The 16,756-nt window shown below is 58.9% G+C and carries 22 protein-coding genes; 13 read left to right on the top strand and 9 right to left on the bottom strand.

Annotated features, from left to right (window positions below):
* The first annotated feature begins 25 nt into the window (after positions 1-25).
* Genes JSY17_RS14280 through JSY17_RS14270 form a run of 3 tightly spaced genes read left to right on the top strand, consistent with a single transcriptional unit; the run spans position 26 to position 2,245 of the window.
* Positions 26-1,192, top strand: a complete 1,167-nt coding sequence (locus JSY17_RS14280; protein WP_206402158.1) for an aminotransferase-like domain-containing protein — start codon at positions 26-28, stop codon at positions 1,190-1,192.
* A 37-nt stretch (positions 1,193-1,229) separates the two neighbouring features.
* Entirely contained in the window at positions 1,230-1,832 is a 603-nt protein-coding gene (locus tag JSY17_RS14275; protein ID WP_117183070.1) for a glutathione S-transferase family protein, read from the top strand.
* Between the two features lie 59 nt (positions 1,833-1,891).
* Positions 1,892-2,245: a lysozyme inhibitor LprI family protein gene (locus JSY17_RS14270; protein ID WP_232849465.1), complete on the top strand. Its 354-nt coding sequence runs from the start codon at positions 1,892-1,894 to the stop codon at positions 2,243-2,245.
* A gap of 18 nt (positions 2,246-2,263) precedes the next feature.
* Here the strand turns inward: JSY17_RS14270 and JSY17_RS14265 are convergent, their stop codons facing one another.
* Both JSY17_RS14265 and folE read right to left on the bottom strand, forming a co-directional pair.
* Positions 2,264-2,635 carry a glutaredoxin gene (locus JSY17_RS14265; protein ID WP_183133991.1) on the bottom strand — a complete coding sequence of 124 codons (372 nt, stop codon included), beginning with the start codon at positions 2,633-2,635 and terminating at the stop codon, positions 2,264-2,266.
* Positions 2,636-2,709: 74 nt separating this feature from the next.
* On the bottom strand, positions 2,710-3,255 hold the full coding sequence (gene folE / locus JSY17_RS14260; RefSeq protein ID WP_122371517.1) for a GTP cyclohydrolase I FolE: 546 nt from the start codon (positions 3,253-3,255) through the stop codon (positions 2,710-2,712).
* 233 nt (positions 3,256-3,488) lie between these two features.
* Here folE and JSY17_RS14255 point away from each other — a divergent pair, with 233 nt between their 5' ends.
* The gene (locus JSY17_RS14255) at positions 3,489-3,668 is read left to right on the top strand and encodes a hypothetical protein (RefSeq protein ID WP_117186269.1); all 180 of its coding nucleotides are present in this window, start codon (positions 3,489-3,491) and stop codon (positions 3,666-3,668) included.
* 40 nt (positions 3,669-3,708) lie between these two features.
* On the opposite strand, the gene JSY17_RS14250 is transcribed toward JSY17_RS14255, so the two are convergent.
* The 3 genes from JSY17_RS14250 to JSY17_RS14240 form a co-directional block, all read right to left on the bottom strand.
* Entirely contained in the window at positions 3,709-4,266 is a 558-nt protein-coding gene (locus JSY17_RS14250) for a Smr/MutS family protein (RefSeq protein ID WP_206402154.1), read from the bottom strand.
* 45 nt (positions 4,267-4,311) lie between these two features.
* Entirely contained in the window at positions 4,312-4,632 is a 321-nt protein-coding gene (locus JSY17_RS14245; protein ID WP_117186270.1) for a hypothetical protein, read from the bottom strand.
* Positions 4,633-4,768: 136 nt separating this feature from the next.
* Positions 4,769-5,359: a cysteine hydrolase family protein gene (locus JSY17_RS14240; RefSeq protein WP_025259360.1), complete on the bottom strand. Its 591-nt coding sequence runs from the start codon at positions 5,357-5,359 to the stop codon at positions 4,769-4,771.
* 199 nt (positions 5,360-5,558) lie between these two features.
* Between JSY17_RS14240 and prmB the strand changes: the two genes are divergently transcribed.
* Positions 5,559-6,467 carry a 50S ribosomal protein L3 N(5)-glutamine methyltransferase gene (prmB, locus tag JSY17_RS14235; protein ID WP_117183524.1) on the top strand — a complete coding sequence of 303 codons (909 nt, stop codon included), beginning with the start codon at positions 5,559-5,561 and terminating at the stop codon, positions 6,465-6,467.
* A 37-nt stretch (positions 6,468-6,504) separates the two neighbouring features.
* Here the strand turns inward: prmB and JSY17_RS14230 are convergent, their stop codons facing one another.
* Entirely contained in the window at positions 6,505-7,305 is an 801-nt protein-coding gene (locus tag JSY17_RS14230; protein WP_117167820.1) for a hypothetical protein, read from the bottom strand.
* A 115-nt stretch (positions 7,306-7,420) separates the two neighbouring features.
* Positions 7,421-8,416, bottom strand: coding sequence for an alpha/beta hydrolase (locus tag JSY17_RS14225; protein ID WP_206402152.1), 996 nt, complete (start codon positions 8,414-8,416; stop codon positions 7,421-7,423).
* 143 nt (positions 8,417-8,559) lie between these two features.
* Here JSY17_RS14225 and aroC point away from each other — a divergent pair, with 143 nt between their 5' ends.
* The 6 genes from aroC (at position 8,560) to JSY17_RS14195 (ending at position 13,978) form a co-directional block, all read left to right on the top strand.
* Positions 8,560-9,651 (top strand): chorismate synthase, encoded by a 1,092-nt coding sequence (gene aroC, locus JSY17_RS14220; RefSeq protein ID WP_206402150.1) that lies wholly within the window; start codon positions 8,560-8,562, stop codon positions 9,649-9,651.
* A gap of 31 nt (positions 9,652-9,682) precedes the next feature.
* A complete protein-coding gene (locus tag JSY17_RS14215) occupies positions 9,683-10,855 on the top strand; it encodes an MFS transporter (protein WP_117186274.1) in 1,173 nt (390 codons plus the stop codon).
* Positions 10,852-11,466: a methylthioribulose 1-phosphate dehydratase gene (locus JSY17_RS14210; RefSeq protein ID WP_206402148.1), complete on the top strand. Its 615-nt coding sequence runs from the start codon at positions 10,852-10,854 to the stop codon at positions 11,464-11,466. The genes JSY17_RS14215 and JSY17_RS14210 overlap by 4 nt, the downstream gene beginning before the upstream one ends.
* A 78-nt stretch (positions 11,467-11,544) precedes the next feature.
* The gene (locus tag JSY17_RS14205; protein WP_117167815.1) at positions 11,545-12,090 is read left to right on the top strand and encodes a 1,2-dihydroxy-3-keto-5-methylthiopentene dioxygenase; all 546 of its coding nucleotides are present in this window, start codon (positions 11,545-11,547) and stop codon (positions 12,088-12,090) included.
* A gap of 145 nt (positions 12,091-12,235) precedes the next feature.
* Positions 12,236-12,919 carry an acireductone synthase gene (gene mtnC, locus JSY17_RS14200; protein WP_122370979.1) on the top strand — a complete coding sequence of 228 codons (684 nt, stop codon included), beginning with the start codon at positions 12,236-12,238 and terminating at the stop codon, positions 12,917-12,919.
* 336 nt (positions 12,920-13,255) lie between these two features.
* Positions 13,256-13,978 carry a helix-turn-helix transcriptional regulator gene (locus JSY17_RS14195; RefSeq protein ID WP_117183530.1) on the top strand — a complete coding sequence of 241 codons (723 nt, stop codon included), beginning with the start codon at positions 13,256-13,258 and terminating at the stop codon, positions 13,976-13,978.
* A 116-nt stretch (positions 13,979-14,094) separates the two neighbouring features.
* On the opposite strand, the gene JSY17_RS14190 is transcribed toward JSY17_RS14195, so the two are convergent.
* On the bottom strand, positions 14,095-14,373 hold the full coding sequence (locus JSY17_RS14190; protein ID WP_117167812.1) for a DUF3509 domain-containing protein: 279 nt from the start codon (positions 14,371-14,373) through the stop codon (positions 14,095-14,097).
* A gap of 298 nt (positions 14,374-14,671) precedes the next feature.
* Between JSY17_RS14190 and JSY17_RS14185 the strand changes: the two genes are divergently transcribed.
* Positions 14,672-15,202, top strand: a complete 531-nt coding sequence (locus JSY17_RS14185; protein WP_206402147.1) for an ankyrin repeat domain-containing protein — start codon at positions 14,672-14,674, stop codon at positions 15,200-15,202.
* Positions 15,203-15,288: 86 nt separating this feature from the next.
* A complete protein-coding gene (locus JSY17_RS14180; protein ID WP_117183532.1) occupies positions 15,289-15,813 on the top strand; it encodes a hypothetical protein in 525 nt (174 codons plus the stop codon).
* Here JSY17_RS14180 and JSY17_RS14175 read toward each other — a convergent pair.
* A complete protein-coding gene (locus JSY17_RS14175) occupies positions 15,810-16,736 on the bottom strand; it encodes a ZIP family metal transporter (RefSeq protein ID WP_117183549.1) in 927 nt (308 codons plus the stop codon). The two genes, JSY17_RS14180 and JSY17_RS14175, sit on opposite strands and share 4 nt — an antisense overlap.
* Positions 16,737-16,756 lie beyond the last annotated feature (20 nt).

Below are 16,756 nucleotides of genomic sequence, written 5' to 3'. Positions count from 1 at the left end.
TCTGACTCGGCTACAGGTAGTTGCCATGGCTTTCTCCGAACGTGTTACCCGCCTGAAAAGTTCATTGATTCGCGAAATCCTGGCTGCCGCACAACGGCCTGAAGTGATGTCCTTTGCCGGCGGCTTGCCTGCCGAATGCATGCTGCCGAAAGTGGAGTGGGCCGATATGCCGCTGACACTGGGGCAATACGGCATGAGCGAAGGTGAGCCCGCGTTGCGCGAGGCCCTGGCTGCCGAGGCGCGGTCGCTGGGTGTTCCTTGCCAGGCCAGCCAGGTATTGGTGGTCAGCGGTTCGCAGCAGACCCTGGATCTGGCTGCCAAGCTGTATATTGACAAGGGGACCGAGATTCTGCTGGAGGCCCCGACCTATCTGGCGGCATTGCAAATCTTCCAACTGTTCGGGGCCGATTGCCTGACCGTGCCCCTGCAGGCTGAAGGGCCGGACCTGATTGCCCTGCGTCAGCGCCTGGAGCAGCACAAGCCTGCGTTTGCCTACCTGATTCCGACCTTCCAGAATCCCTCGGCAGTGCGTTACAGCGAAGCAAGCCGCGATGCGGTCGCGGCCTTGCTCGATGAGTTTGGCGTGACGCTGATCGAAGACGAGCCCTATCGCGAACTGACTTTCGACGGCGGCAACGCGAAACCGATCGTTGCCCGCCTGAAGAAGGCCAGCTGGATCTATACCGGCACGGTCTCCAAGACCCTGTTGCCGGGGTTGCGTGTCGGTTACCTGATTGCCAGCCCGGACCTGTTCCCGCATCTGCTGCGCCTGAAGCAGTCGGCCGATCTGCACACCAACCGGATCGGCCAGTGGCAGGCCTTGCAGTGGATCGGCACTGAACACTATCGTGAGCACCTGGCTGAGCTGCGCGGCTTCTATCGGCAGCGACGCGATGCATTCGAGGCGGCCTTGCAGGAGCATTTTGCTGACCTGGCCGACTGGAACAGCCCGCAGGGTGGATTGTTCTTCTGGCTGACACTCAAGCAGAAAATCGATACCCGCACCTTGCTGGATGCCGCCTTGTCTCAGGACGTCACCTTCATGCCGGGCGAGCCGTTCTTTGCGGACCCTGACGCCAATCACGGGTGTCTGCGCCTGAACTTCAGCCACATTGACCCGGCGCGTCTCGATGAGGGCCTGAAACGTCTGGCAGCCGTCATCCGCCAGGCCTGTCAGCAACAAGCGGCCTGATTGATCCAGTATCGGGAATTTCAGAGGGAACAGAGCGATGTACAAGGTTTACGGCGATTACAACTCGGGTAACTGCTACAAGATCAAACTGATGCTCAGCCTGTTGGGGTGCGAGTATCAATGGGTGCCTGTGGATATTCTCAAGGGCGAAACCCAGACCCCGGCGTTTCTGGAAAAGAACCCCAACGGCAAGATTCCGGTACTTGAACTCAGTGACGGCACCTGTCTGTGGGAATCCAATGCGATTCTCAATTTCCTGGCCGATGGCAGTGCCTATCTGCCCTCCGAGCCACGGCTGCGCACACAAGTGCTGCAATGGCAGTTCTTCGAACAGTACAGCCATGAGCCGGCAATTGCCGTGGCGCGTTTCATCCAGTTCTATCTGGGCCTGCCTGAAGAGCGTCTGCAGGAATACCGCTCTCTGCAGAAATCCGGCTATCGCGCTCTGGCGGTGATGGAGCAGCAACTCAAGCGTACGCCGTTCCTGGTGGGCGACCATTTCTCCATCGCCGATATTGCGCTGTATGCCTACACTCACGTAGCCCATCAGGGCGGTTTCGATCTGACACCGTACCCCGGCATCCGGCAATGGCTGGAGCGCGTCAAGGAGCAGCCCGGTTACGTGGGCATGCTGGATTGACCGGGGGCAAGAGAGGAGTGGGTTTCGTGAAATCTTCCATCGCCGCCCTGGCAGCCGTCATGGCGCTGGGGATCGGTTGTTCGGCGCAGGCTCAGGATTGCAATGCCAATCAGGCCAGCATGAATCAGTGCGCCAGCAAGGATCTGGCCGCGCTCGATACGGAGTTGAACCGTCAGTACAAGGCGCAGATGAGCTGGCTGAAAGATCCGGTCAGGAAGCAGGCGCTCAAGGATGCGCAACTCAAGTGGATCGCCTTTCGGGACGCCGACTGTCTGTATCGGGTGGGGAGGGCCGAGGATTCCGGCTCGATCTGGCCTTTGCTGCAGTCGCAGTGTCTGGCCGGGCATACCCGCGTGCGGGTCAAGGAGTTGAAGGCGTATGTGGCGTGTCGCGAAGAAGGCTGCCCGCGCTGATTCGGGCAGCCAGCAGGTTCAGACGTTACTGAAACGCTGATCCAGATAGCCGATGATGGCCTTGGATTCATAGAGCCAGGTGGTCTTGTCGCCTTCCTGAATGCGCAGGCAGGGAACCTTGATCTTGCCGCCTTCGTTGAGCAGTGTCTGGCGATCGTTCTCGTTGTTCTTCGCGTCCCGCAGGGCGACCGGAACATTGAGGCGGCGCAGGGTGCGGCGGGTCTTCACGCAGAACGGACAGGCATGGAACTGATAGAGGGCCAGATCCCGGGCGGCCTGATCGACAGCTGCCTGAGCCTGAGGATCGCGCTTTTTCCGGGCCGGACGGGTCAGGAAGTCGGCGACGATGATGAGCTGGCCAAGGCCAACCCTGAGGGCTTTCATGAACACGGTCAAACCTCTTGCGCGGCAGGCATTCAGGGGGTAGCAAGTACGCGCCAGCATGTGGCGCGCACGGCTGCACCTTATTTGATAAGGCTGAGGAATTCGCTGCGGGTGGCCGCGTTTTCGCGGAACTCGCCCAGCATCACCGAGGTGATCATCGAGGAGTTCTGTTTTTCCACGCCGCGCATCATCATGCACATGTGCTGGGCTTCGATGACCACTGCAACGCCCATGGCACCGGTAACCTGCTGGATGGCCGAGGCGATCTGACGGCTCAGGTTTTCCTGGATCTGCAGGCGACGAGCGTACATGTCGACGATACGCGCCACTTTCGACAGGCCCAGGACCTTGCCGTTGGGAATGTAGGCCACATGCGCCTTGCCAATGAACGGCAGCAGATGGTGCTCGCACAGCGAGTACAGTTCGATGTCCCTGACCATCACCATTTCACTGGCATCGGAGCTGAACAGCGCGCCGTTGGTCACTTCTTCGAGAGTCTGTTCATAACCGCGACACAGGTACTGCATGGCTTTGGCTGCGCGCTTGGGTGTGTCCAGCAGACCTTCGCGCGAAACATCTTCGCCCAACTGACTCAATATGTCGGTGTAATTCTGTTCCAGTGTCACAGGACTGTGTTTCCGTGTGGGTTTCGATAACGCGAAGGCACGGCCCTCGCCAAAGTCGCACATGATAACTTACACGTGCGGGCAGGTGTATGGCCGCTGCGCAAATCGGCACGTGAAGTCTGTTTGTAACGTTTTTCTTACGCTTTGGCTACCCGATTGCTACCCACTTCCCCGGTTGTGTGCTGTCAGAAGCAGCAGTAGTCAATCCCTGCGTTCTGAGAGAGTAAATCCGGATGTTGAGTCGAGTAGCAAAAATAGCGACGGTGATCGTCGTTCTGGCTTCGGTTTCGGGCTGCTGGCCGTTCTGGCCCGGCCCTGGTGGCCATGGCGGCGGTGGGGGCGGGCATCATCAGGGCGGCGGCCCCGGTGGGCCGGGTGGTCCAGGCTTTGGCCCGGGTGGCGGCCCTCGTTGATGATCCGGTTCCGGGCAGCGACAGGGCTGCCCGGCAACCCTTATTCGTCGCGACCTTCCATCATGGTGCGCTTGAGCATGACGTAAACCGCACCCGCGCCGCCATGCTTTGCCTGGCATGAGCAGAAGCCCAGCACTTGCGGGTGTTGACGCAGCCAGGTGTTGACGTGGCTCTTGATCATCGGGCGCTTGCCATCGAGGCGCACAGCCTTGCCGTGAGTGACGCGCACGCAACGGATTTCCAGCTTCGTGGCTTCGGCGAGAAACTCCCAGAGGGTTTCCCTGGCCACTTCCACAGTCATGCCGTGCAGGTCCAGGCTGCCTGCAAAACTGATCTGGCCCAGCTTGAGCTTGCGCATCTGGCCTTCCTGCACCCCGTCGCGAGCCCAGTTCAATAAATCCTCCGGACCGACATCGATCACGAATTGATCGGACAGTCCGTCGACCGTGACCGAATCGGTACGTATCGTGGCCGACTGGCGCAGTTTTGCCAGCAGTTTGCGGTCGGTCCTGGGTTTGCCGACATCGGCGTGTTCGTGTTTGAGGGGCTTGACGCCACGTGTCTCGTTTCTGAACAGGGAAAAATCGTCGTCTTGCATGGGGCCTCCGCTAAGGACGCCAGTTTAACCCTGCCGGGCGGCACGTCAGTCGTGTTTTTTCATCAAGTGCGCAGACAGGCTCAAGCCTTTCGCCCGGCGCTGGCGTCGGCGGCAGACTCGCCATAACCCGATGCCCAGATACAGCACCACCAGCCCCAGGCCGGCAATTACCGCAGCACCGGCAGGTGTGGCATCCAGATCGCCCAGTGCCTGAGGGTGACCGATCAGGCCGGAGGCGCCTGCCATTATCAGCAACACGCCCAGAGTGACCAGCAAGGTGGAAATCGCAGTGCCGAAGCGAATGCGCCAATTGCCCGGTGCTCTGGGGCGCAAACGGCGGGCATCGAAACCGTCGGATATTTTCATGCCGATTTCCTCAGTGGTTATCGGCGCTATGACCCGGATGACGGGGTGTTGTTCCCCGTTGCGGCGAGAGAGGGGCGATGAAAGGGATGGGCGGTTATGTGAGGCGCTTCACACAACCACGCAGGCCGTCTGTGGTTCAGATCAGGTCTTTGGTCAACGCCAGAGTGGCGAAGTTGTCTGCCATGATCGCCATTTCCGTGCGATGTACGTCATGGGCGCTGACGTCGCCATTGGGGCCGGGCAGGTTTCGGGTGGCGCAGGCATCGTCCACCAGGGTGCAGCGATAGCCATAATCCTTGGTCGCACGCACGGTGGTGCTGATACTCGAATGGCTCATGAAGCCGCAGATGATCAGGTCCAGATGACCCAGGCTCTGCAGCAGTTCATGCAGGCCGGTGCCGTTGAAAGCGTTGGGCAGGCGTTTCTCGACCAGATGTTCGTCGCCCTGGGGAACCAGTTCCGGGACCAGTTGGCCGCGCTCGCCTTGCGGATCGAACAGGCCGCCCACCGTACCGAGGTGGCGCACATGCACGATGGGGCATTTCACGGCGCGGGCTTTTGCCACCAGTTGGCCGATGTTGTCCAGTGCTTCATGGATGCCGGTCAGGGCCAGAGGACCGCTGAGGTACTCTTTCTGGGCGTCGATGATAATCAGCGTGGCATTGCTCAGATTGGCCGGTGCATGAACACGGCCGCTGAGTTGAAACATGGTCTTTAAAGATGACATCCAGAGGGCTCCTTCGAGTGGGGCTTTTGTGACATTCTCCTCTGGCTGAGCGATTCTGTGAATCTCAACAATCGCAGGCCCCGGTTTTGTTGGGCTGCAGGGCATCTTGTCGCAGCGCGGGATGGCGGTTTGCCTTGATGAAGGTCGGCTAATGATGGACACTTCCGGGTCTGCCAGATCGTTTCCCAGGAGCTTGTCCATGATCACTTCTCGTTTGCGCACCGTGCGTGACCATATCCGTTGGGCCGTCAGCCGCTTTCACGAGGAAGATGTGTTTTTCGGGCATGGCACCGACAACGCCTGGGATGAAGCGCGGCAACTGGTGCTCGGTGCCTTGCACCTGCCCTGGGAAATTGCCGACAGCTATCTGGATTGCCGTCTGGAAGTCGATGAAATCTCCGAGTTGCAGCGCCTGATCAAGCGCCGTATCGATGATCGTGTTCCGACGCCCTATCTGCTGGGAGAAGCCTGGTTCTGTGGCATGTCGTTCATTGTCGACGACCGCGTGCTGATTCCACGTTCACCGATTGCCGAGTTGATCGAAGACCGCTTTGCGCCCTGGCTGGCCAGCGAACCTGCTCGCATTCTGGACCTGTGCACCGGCTCCGGCTGCATTGGCATTGCCTGTGCCGACGAATTCCCTGAGGCCGAAGTGGTGTTGGCCGACCTGTCGTTCGATGCTCTTGAAGTGGCCAACCAGAATATCGAGCGGCATGGCATGGAAGAGCGTGTCTATACCGTGCAGGGCGATGGTTTCGACGGTCTGCCGGGGCAGCGCTTCGACCTGATCGTGTCCAACCCGCCGTATGTCGATGCCGAAGATTTTGCCGACATGCCCGATGAATACCAGCATGAGCCGGAACTGGCACTGGCCTGTGGCAGCGACGGTCTGAATCTGGTGCGCCGCATGCTGAGCCAGGCGGCCGATCACCTGACCGAAAAAGGCTTGCTGATTGTCGAAGTGGGCAACAGCCAGGTGCATGTCCAGGCGCTGTATCCGGAAGTGGATTTCGCCTGGCTGGACTTCCAGCGCGGCGGGCATGGGGTGTTCATGCTGACTGCCGAACAGTGCCGCGAACATCAGGCGCTGTTTGATTCGAGGATGTAAAGCTGCATCGGCGGGGCTTTACGCCCCGCCTTCAAACCTAGCGGTGGGTCGCAATCCAGATCAGAAGTCCCGCCTGAAACACTGCAAACGTCACCAGACAGGCGATGGTAAAGCGCAGGCTGCTGTCTTCGCGCTTGTACTTGCTCACCCGGTCTTCATGGGCACGAATCACGACTTCCTGCTCATTCAGATTCTTCTCGGCCTTTTCCAGCATCTGCGACGCTTCGAGGATTTCGATGATCTGCACCTTGTCATTGTTCCAGGTGCTGTGCAGGTTGCCGACATGAACATCCTTGATGCTGCCCTTCATATGCTGCGCATCGGCATAGATAACTTCGAAGCCCAGGGTGCGCAGGAAGTGATCGCGGCGCAGGCGGGTGTCTTCGTTCAGGCCGTCCTTGCTTGCCAGCGGAACGCCTTCGATCTTGTAGGATGACCACTTCTTTTGCGCCCAGTGAACCGCGTGGGCAATCAGAAAGCGTCCAAGACCACGGTTCCAGGGTTCAATCTGCAACCCCGACTCCGGGCCGAAGCGCACCATATGCTTCTGATGATCGACCCAGATATCCAGATTGTTCTGTTCCCTGCGCACCCGCTGACCCGGCAACTGGATATTGATGCGCAGCAGGCTCAGTTCCTTGCTGTGGCGCTCGGCACGGCCGAACTGCACGAAGCGCAGCGGTCGTCCGCCGGTTGCACGGTCGGTCGGCAACGGTGAAAGGCGAAGCATCTGAAAGCTCTCGGGCACCACGTCTTCCCAGGGTTGGGGCGGCAGCGCCTCGGCTTCCGGCTTTTCGGTGGCTTCGGCTTTTTCGGTCACGGTATTTGTATCAGTCATTCACAATGATCCTGTCCATGGCCTTGTGCAGCAAACACAATGCCAGCACACCCCTATCGGCAGGTTTTCCCAGGTCTGAAGGGGCAGGTGGTTTTGTTGACGTCAAATCTTTCGTTCAACCTGCCGGTAACGCACCGATAAAGCGCAGGATGTGCGCTGAAAGCTCGCTCGCCAAGGGCAGGGTCGGGGTTCTGTAGGATTGCAGTTGCTTCTCCAGATCGTCGGGTACGATGCGCAATACGTGATTCATTCCGTCGATCAGGGCCAGTTCTGCATCGGGCCGGGCTTTTTTCAGGAGCAGGGCATCATCGACACTGACCTGGATATCGTTGCGCCCCTGAATGATCAGCGCCGGTATCTGCAACTTGCCGAAAGCGGCGGCCGGGTCCTGACGGAACAGCGAGATCAGATAAGGCTGCACACTGGGCCGGAACACGACTTCCAGATCTGCGGGCACCTTGTCGTCGGTCTTGCCGGCCTTGAGTTCGTCAAGCAACTGGTTGCTGCGTTGCAAAAGCTCTGGCGGCAGGCGCTCGCGAAACTGCTCACGCAGCACCTGATCCACAGGGCGACCTGTGCCCGCGACGGAAATCACGGCACGGGCGCCTGCCTTTTCGGCCGCCAGCGACGCGACCAGTGCACCTTCGCTGTGGCCCAGCAGAATCAACGGGCCAAGACGCGGGTTGGCCTTGAGTTTCTGTGCCCAGGCCTGGACATCGGCGACATAGCCTTCGACGCTCAGGTCGCGTTCATCCGGGGTTGCGGCCTTGCTGGCCGCGACGCCACGCTTGTCGTACCGCACGCTGGCAATATTGTTCTTGGCCAGGATCACGGCCAGTCGCTTCATGCTGTCGTTGCGTCCGCCTTCGGGGTTGTTACCGTCGCGGTCGGTCGGACCGGAACCGGCAATGATCAGCACCACCGGCACGGGTTTGGTGGATTGCGGCAGCAGAAGGGTGCCGAACAGTTTTCCGTTGTTCGTATCGACGCTGATCGGGCGCTGCACGATGGCGGGGGATGCGGCGTTGGCTACTCCGGCCAGCATGCACAGGGTCAGGAGCAGCATGCGCAGGGCGTGCAGGGGGCGAATCGGGGGAATGCCAGGTAGCATCGTAAGGCCATCATTGGTTCAGGTTTCGCTTTGACGCGCGCCGTTGCATAAGGTTCGAGGATGAACTGCGCGTTCAGCCTGCGTATACTGGCGCGCTTGATTGATTCGATCTGGTTTTTTGGCTGATTTCTCGGAGCGCCCGCATGTCCGGCAACACTTTCGGCAAGCTGTTCACTGTCACCACCGCCGGCGAAAGCCATGGTCCGGCGTTGGTCGCTATCGTCGACGGCTGCCCGCCGGGGTTCGAGCTGTCCCTGGAAGACCTGCAGCGTGATCTGGACCGCCGCAAGCCCGGTACCAGTCGCCACACGACCCAGCGTCAGGAAGCCGACGAGGTGGAAATCCTCTCCGGCGTGTTCGAAGGCAAGACCACAGGCGCGTCCATCGGCCTGCTGATCCGCAATACCGATCAGAAGTCCAAGGACTACTCGGCGATCAAGGATCTGTTTCGTCCGGCCCATGCCGACTACACCTACCATCACAAGTACGGTATCCGCGACTATCGCGGCGGCGGACGCAGTTCGGCGCGTGAAACCGCCATGCGCGTGGCAGCCGGTGCCATTGCCAAGAAGTATCTGGCGACCCAGGGCATCGTCATTCGTGGCTACATGAGCCAGCTTGGCCCGATCCAGATTCCGTTCAAGACCTGGGATTCGGTCGAGCAGAACGCCTTTTTCTGCCCGGACCCGGACAAGGTGCCGGAGCTGGAAGCCTACATGGACCAGCTGCGTCGCGACCAGGATTCGGTCGGTGCCAAAATCACCGTGGTAGCCGAAGGCGTGAAACCGGGCCTGGGCGAACCGATCTTCGACCGTCTGGACGCCGAACTGGCCCATGCGCTGATGAGCATCAATGCCGTCAAGGGCGTGGAAATCGGTGCCGGTTTCGACTGTGTGGCCCAGCGCGGTACCGAACATCGCGACGAACTGACGCCCGAAGGCTTCCTGTCCAATCAGGCGGGCGGCATTCTGGGTGGCATTTCTTCCGGACAGCCGATCATTACGCATCTGGCGCTCAAGCCGACTTCCAGCATCACCACGCCGGGCCGTTCCATCGATATCGATGGCAATCCGGTGGAGCTCATCACCAAGGGCCGCCATGACCCTTGCGTCGGCATTCGTGCCACGCCTATCGCCGAAGCGATGATGGCTATCGTCCTGCTGGATCATCTGTTGCGTCATCGCGGACAAAACGCCGACGTCAACGTCGATACGCCTGTATTGGGCCAACTCTGATGAGCGGTGCCGCTGCGGTCATTGATCGCGGATGAGTGACGTGGCGCCACTGCCTGCCCGGCAGCTTCCTTATTGGCGGCTGTCGGGTTTCTACATTTTCTACTTTGCCTTGCTGGGTTCGGCCGCGCCCTTTCTGTCGCTGTATTTCCATCATCTGGGGTTTTCCAGTGCGCGAATTGGCGAACTGGTCGCCATCCCGATGCTGACCCGCTGCATCGCCCCCAATCTGTGGGGCTGGCTGGGCGATCATACGGGGCAGCGGTTGTTGATCGTGCGCCTTGGGGCGATCTGTACCTTGCTGGCGTTCTCGTTGATTCTGGTCGACAAGAGCTACGCCTGGCTGGCCATGGTCATGGTGCTGTATTCCTTCTTCTGGCATGCCATCCTGCCGCAATTTGAAGTCATTACCCTGGCGCATCTGCACGACCAGCCTTCGCGCTACAGCCAGATCCGGGTCTGGGGGTCGATCGGTTTCATCCTGGCAGTGGTAGCGCTTGGGGAGGTGTTCGAGCGTTTCAGTCTGGACCTGTTTCCCCAGATGTTGCTGATCATCATGGCCGGTATCGCACTCAGCAGCTGGTGGGTGCCCAATGCACAGCCGCGGGTTTCGGCACAGCCCCTGGATGCGGGCGGCTTTCTCAGGCAACTGACTCGTCCAAGCGTGCTGGTCTTCTATATCTGTGTCGCCTTGATGCAACTCAGTCATGGGCCGTATTACACCTTCCTGACCCTGCATCTGGAGCAGTTGGGTTACAGTCGCGGTGTGATCGGCATGCTCTGGGCCGTCGGCGTCGTGGCTGAAGTCCTGATGTTCATGGGCATGAGCCGGATACTGCAGCGTTTTTCCGTGCGTCAGGTCTTGATGGCGAGTTTTCTGCTGGCTTCGCTGCGCTGGTTGCTGCTGGGGAGTTTTGCCGATCATCTGCTGGCGCTGCTGGTTATCCAGCTCATGCATGCGGCGACTTTCGGCAGTTTTCACGCGGCTGCCATCCATTTCGTGCAACGTAGCTTCGGTTCCCGCCAGCAAGGTCAGGGGCAGGCGTTGTATGCCGCCTTGTCCGGAGTGGGCGGCGCGCTGGGAGCGTTGTACTCCGGTTACAGCTGGAATGCGCTCGGGCCGTTCTGGACATTTGCCATCGCCAGCCTTGCGGCATTGGCGGCAGCCGTCATGATTGCGACACCAAAGAAAGAGGAGGGGGCATGACCCGCGAACAACTCAGCCTGGAAATCATCGAAGCCGGGCGCTTCCTGTATGGACGCGGCTGGTCGCCAGCCACCAGCAGCAACTATTCCGTACGCCTGTCCGCTACCGAAGCACTGTTGACGGTATCCGGCAAGCACAAGGGGCAATTGGGCATGGGCGATGTTCTGGCGACCGATCTGGCCGGCAACAGTCTGGAGCCCGGCAAGAAGCCTTCCGCCGAAACCCTGCTGCATACCCAGCTTTACAGCTGCAAGCCTGAAGTGGGTGCCGTGCTGCATACCCATTCGGTCAATGCCACGGTCCTGTCGCGGCTGACCGATGCCGATCATCTGGTGTTCGAGGATTACGAGCTGCAGAAAGCCTTTGCCGGCGTGGTCACTCATGAATCCCGGGTGGTGGTGCCGATCTTCGATAACGATCAGGATATTGCCCGTCTGGCTTCAAAGGTGCAGCCTTGGCTGGACGCTCACCCCGACTGTGCCGGTTACCTGATCCGTGGGCACGGCCTGTATACCTGGGGAGCGAAGATGAACGATGCGCTGCGTCAGATCGAAGCCTTCGAATTTCTGTTCGAGTGCGAACTGAAAACTCGTGCGGTCTTGAATCGTTGAGCTTTAACCGTTAACAGGAAACCCAGCCTTAACGGCCTGTAAAAGCCGGAGGCCTGTTTCCAGCCGAGGAATTACGCCATGAGCTGCCTGTCCGTTTACCACGTTTCCAGCCCTGAAGTACCCAACAAGGTTCTGACCCACCTGGAAGATATCGCTTCGACCCTGGCCGAGCACGGCGTCGCTTTCGATCGCTGGCAGGCGTCTGCACCGATCACCCCGGGAGCCAGTCAGGAAGAAGTGATCAGCGCCTATCGCACCCAGATCGACAAGCTGATGACCGAGCGCGGCTATATCACCGTCGATGTGGTCAGCCTCAACAGCGACCACCCGCAAAAGGCCGAACTGCGCGCCAAGTTTCTTGAAGAGCATCGTCATGGCGAAGACGAAGTGCGTTTCTTTGTTGCCGGGCGTGGTCTGTTCACCCTGCATATCGACGATTACGTCTACGCCGTACTGTGCGAAAAGAACGACCTGATCTCGGTGCCCGCCGGAACGCGCCACTGGTTCGACATGGGCGAGAATCCGCATTTTGTCGCCATTCGCCTGTTCAACAACCCTGAAGGCTGGGTAGCGAATTTCACCGGAGAAGATATCGCCGGCCGTTTTCCACGGCTCGATGACTGATTCTTTTCACGAACAAACGCTGTTGTCTGGAACACCGCCGTCGCGGCCAGGGCTCCTTCCACAGGAAAACACATGCCATGTGGGAGGGGGCTTGCCCGCGACGAGGCCAGACGATCTGTCATTTTTATCCAGGAGCCCGTCCCAGATGTCCATCAAAGTTATCCTCACGGATATCGAAGGCACCACCAGTGCAGTGAGTTTCGTGTTCGATGTGCTGTTCCCGTTCGCCGCGAAGCATTTGCCCGATTTTGTTCGCCAGAACGCTGAAAAGCCCTCGGTGGCGACACAGTTGCAGGCCGTGCGCCAGGACAGCAACGAACCTGATGCCGATGTCGAGCGGGTTATCGGGATTCTTCTCGGCTGGATTGCCCAGGACCGCAAGGCAACACCGCTCAAGGCCTTGCAGGGCATGGTCTGGGAGCAGGGTTATAAAGCCGGGCAACTCAAGGGGCATGTCTACCTGGATGCCGTCGAAGCACTCCAGCGCTGGCATCGGGAGGGTTATAAACTTTATGTTTATTCCTCGGGCTCGATCCAGGCTCAGCAACTGATTTTCGGTTGTTCGCAGGCGGGCGATCTGTCCGGTCTGTTCAGCGGCTATTTCGACACCACTTCAGGCCCCAAGCGCGAGGAGCAATCCTATCGCACCATTACCGCCGCCATCGGCTGCCCGGCCGAAGAGATTCTGTTTCTGTCGGATATCGTCGAAGAACTCGATGCCGCACGGGCGGCAGGCATGGCGACATGTGGTCTGGTGCGCGCGGGCGGTGAGCTGCCGGGGCATGAATCCGTGGCTGATTTTGCCGCGATTGCTCCCGAAAAATTCTGAGCAATGACATCAATCGCTTTTCGCGAATGAATTGGCTCTGTCTGCATCAAGGGTTGCAAGTTCGTCAGCGGACTGTGGGAGGCAGCTTGCTGGCGACAGCGTGAAGTCACCAGCAAGCCGCCTCCGACGGGCCTGCAACCTTCATTCTTTTTCTGATCTGTCATCCCCGTCTTACTTTCAGGTAGGCCCGTGCCTGTCTGTTTGTGCATAAATCCTGTTTGTTTTACCCCTCGTTTTTAAACGCAATTATTCGTGTAAGTTCTGGCGGTCATTCCCCCTGATTGATCAAAAACAACAACTGTACATAAGAGAGGGGGCGCAACGGGAGCGGCAGCGATGTGCAGTGCCAGGACAGTAAATAAAACGATGGGTTTATTGATAGAGCAGATGGTCAGCAGCATTACCGAGGTCGATGGTCAGGTCGCTATCGAAAATGCACTTCAGTGGCTCAGGCAGGAGTGCCGGTGCGAGCGGGCAATGTTCTATCAGTTCAAGGGCTCGCTGTTGCTGACCCTCATCACTTCCAATGTCGACGATATCTGGGCCGATCTCTATCGAAACCAGCGCCTGCTGACGGAGGATCCGGTTATTCGTTGTTATCGCAATACATTGGGATTTGTCGATTGGCGCGAGGCCTTCAAACAGTATCAGGCCCCCGATTGCTACAGTGCGGCAGCCGAAGCCTGCCAATTGCTGCCAGCGCTGTCCTACGGTTATTCCAGCCATTGTCGAGGCGTAAGCGGGGTGACTTCGATATGCACCTTGAGCGCTATGCAGCGCGGTACGACTACCGAGGATCGATATTTGCTGAGCAGTCTGGTGCCTGTGCTGCATACGGTCGGCAAGGGAACCCGATTCCGTTCTCATGGCCTGACGGCCAAGGAGCTGGAAATCCTGCAGTGGGCGCGGGATGGCAAGACGGCCTGGGAAATCGCCTTGATCCGTGAAGTGTCCGAAGCCACGATCAAATATCACTTCAAGATGATCTACAGCAAGTTGGGGGTCGCCAATCGGGCTCAGGCGGTAGGGGAGGCTCTGTGTCGAGGCCTGATCAAATGAGCAAAAAAAACCGCGAGAACAAGAATGTTTTCGCGGATAACAAGGGAGGAGGTGGCCGCCGATTGCAGTCAGCGGCTGGATGAAGGGTGCAGCGTGTAAAGCGTTTAATCAGTTGATCAGCGAGTGTGATAAGTCGGCAGGTCGAAGCGGTGCTGGCTCTGCAGCATCGTGATTGCAGGCAATTCACTGGCCTGGGCTGCCAAGTCGCGGCGAATCGCGCTGATGACCCACTCAAGCTGAACAGGCGTGTGCAGTTGGGCGTAGGAAATCGAACGACGGATCTGTTTGCCTTCGTTATCGCGCAGGGTCAGGAGCACACCACCGTCAGGTCGAGGCTGAGTAGTCACGGTGTAGCTGGAGAATACGGAAGCGAATTTTTCTTGAATGAAAGACATGTCTAGCGGCTCCATTGCTCACGGGATAACAAACTTGTGAGTACTGTTGCAGTGTCCATGCCAGCGTTTGATTTTAAAAAAATCATTTAAAATCAATGTCTTGAGAATATGATGGTTTTCATGTGTCGTGCAATTTGCATGAATGGCCATCGTGCATCCTGCATTTTGCTGGTTGTCACAACACTGTGTGAGCGAGGGAATATTTTCCTATGGGACGCATAGCTTGACCTGTCCCCCTCATCTGGCAAGACTTGCGGTCACTGTATCGAGCGCCATAGCGGCATTGAGGAAGAAACCCATGACCGATTCAAACACCAATGCCCCGAAAACCATGACCGATGACGAAGCCGCCGAGTTCGCCGAGCAGGTCTTCGAAGTCGCCCGGCAAGGCGATGCGCAGATGTTGAGCCGGCTGCTGGAGAAAGGGCTGCCTGTCAATCTTCGCAATCACAAGGGCGATACGCTGCTGATGCTCGCCAGTTATTACGGCCAGCAGGAAGCCGTGCGGGTGCTGCTCGAACACAAGGCCGATCCGCAGATCCGTAATGACAATGGCCAGAGCCCGATTGCCGGTGCTGCGTTCAAGGGCGATCTGGCGGTCGTCAAGATACTGGTCGAGTCTGGCGCAGACGTGGAGGGCGCTTCGGCGGACGGTCGCACAGCCTTGATGATGGCCGCGATGTTCAATCGCAGTGAAATCGTCGACTACCTGATCGGCAAGGGGGCCAACCCTCATGCCCGCGATGCCAAGGGTGTCAACGCCCTCGCGGCAGCCCAGGCAATGGGAGCGACGGAAACTGCCGCTCAGTTGAGCAAACTGATGGTTTGAGTGCGCTGGTCCTGAATCGATAGAGGTGTGCAGCGTTTCCCGCTATCCTGCGCGCCTCGTTTTTTGCCTCTATCAGGATCTGCCCCATGAAAGACTCCCTCATTGAATTAATCAGCAAAATCAGTTCGGGCTGCATGGGGGAAGACGAGATCGCAGGCATCGCCGATGAAGCCGCTCAGGCTTACGCGGACCCCGAAGCCTTTCTGGCAGCCAATCCGGATATCAACTACGACGATACGTTCCCCATCCCTCTGGGCGAGTGGGTGGTAGTCGGTAGCCTGCCGGAAACCGTGCTGTTCCAGGCGGATACCTACATGGATCTGTTCGAGCAGATCGTGCAGTCGTTCGGCAAGGACGTACCTTTCAACATCAAGCCAAAGCAACTGGCGAAGACCGAAGCCCTGACCGCCCTCAATCGTATCCAGATCCAGCTCAGCAGCATGAACAAGGAGATGGGCGGTTATGTGCTTATGGATTTCAGCCAGCCGCTGGATGACGAGTTGCAGGCGGTGCTGGTCTACGGCTGTGATGAGGCGCGGGTGCTGGAGCTGGCTGCTGCTGTCGGCATCCATGCCGCATCGTCCTTGCAGGCCCTGAAAGCCAACGCTTAACCCAGGGCGGTATCGAGGAACATCATCACCCCGAAGCCCAGCATCAGGCCCAGCGTGGCGGAGGTCTGGTGACCATTGCGATGGGTTTCCGGGATGACTTCATGGGACACCACGAAAATCATCGCACCTGCCGCCAGGCCGAGGCTCAGCGGATAGGCAATCGCAAAACCGCTGGAAATCCCCAGGCCGATCAGCGAGCCCAGGGGCTCCATCAGACCTGAGCCGATTGCCACCAGCATGGCCTTGAATGCCGAGAGACCGGTGGCCCGCAACGCCAGGGCAATTGCCAATCCTTCGGGAATATCCTGGATCGCAATGGCGGTGGTCAGGGGCATGCCGACATTCATGTCGCCACCGGCAAAGCTGACGCCAATGGCCATGCCTTCCGGCAGGTTGTGCAGGGTGATTGCCAGCACGAACAGCCAGACCCGGTTGATGCGGTCGGAATCTGGCCCCTGTCGGCCGACGCTTTCGTGTTCGTGGGGAGTGAAACGGTCGAGGCCGAGCATCAACAGTACCCCAAGGCCCAGGCCGGAAACCACGGTGGCCGCAGCGAACGGGCCATTGCCGGTAATCTCGCGGGCTGCCGCCAGCCCCGGCAAGATCAGTGAGAAGGAACTGGCGGCCAGCATCATTCCGGCAGCGAAACCGAGCATGATGTCCTGAGTACGCTGGCTGATATTGCGAAACGCGACAGCCATGATCGCCCCCAGCGCCGTGGCCCCGAAGCCAGCAGAACCGCCGATCAGGGCGTAGGTCAGATTGCTTTGATTGGTTCCGAAGAAGGCGTTGTAGAGACTGGCCGCCCCCAGGCCCAACACGATGACCAGCGCCAGAATGAACCCCAGGCTTACCAACGGGCTGGTCTGTAACTGAGCCGACCATGTGGCCCAGAGTGTGCGGGGTTGCAGGGGTGTTTGCATGAGGACGACCTGTCTGAAAG

Source organism: Pseudomonas capsici (assembly GCF_017165765.1).
Lineage (GTDB): Bacteria > Pseudomonadota > Gammaproteobacteria > Pseudomonadales > Pseudomonadaceae > Aquipseudomonas > Aquipseudomonas capsici.
This window is presented reverse-complemented; position numbering and strand designations above follow the sequence as displayed.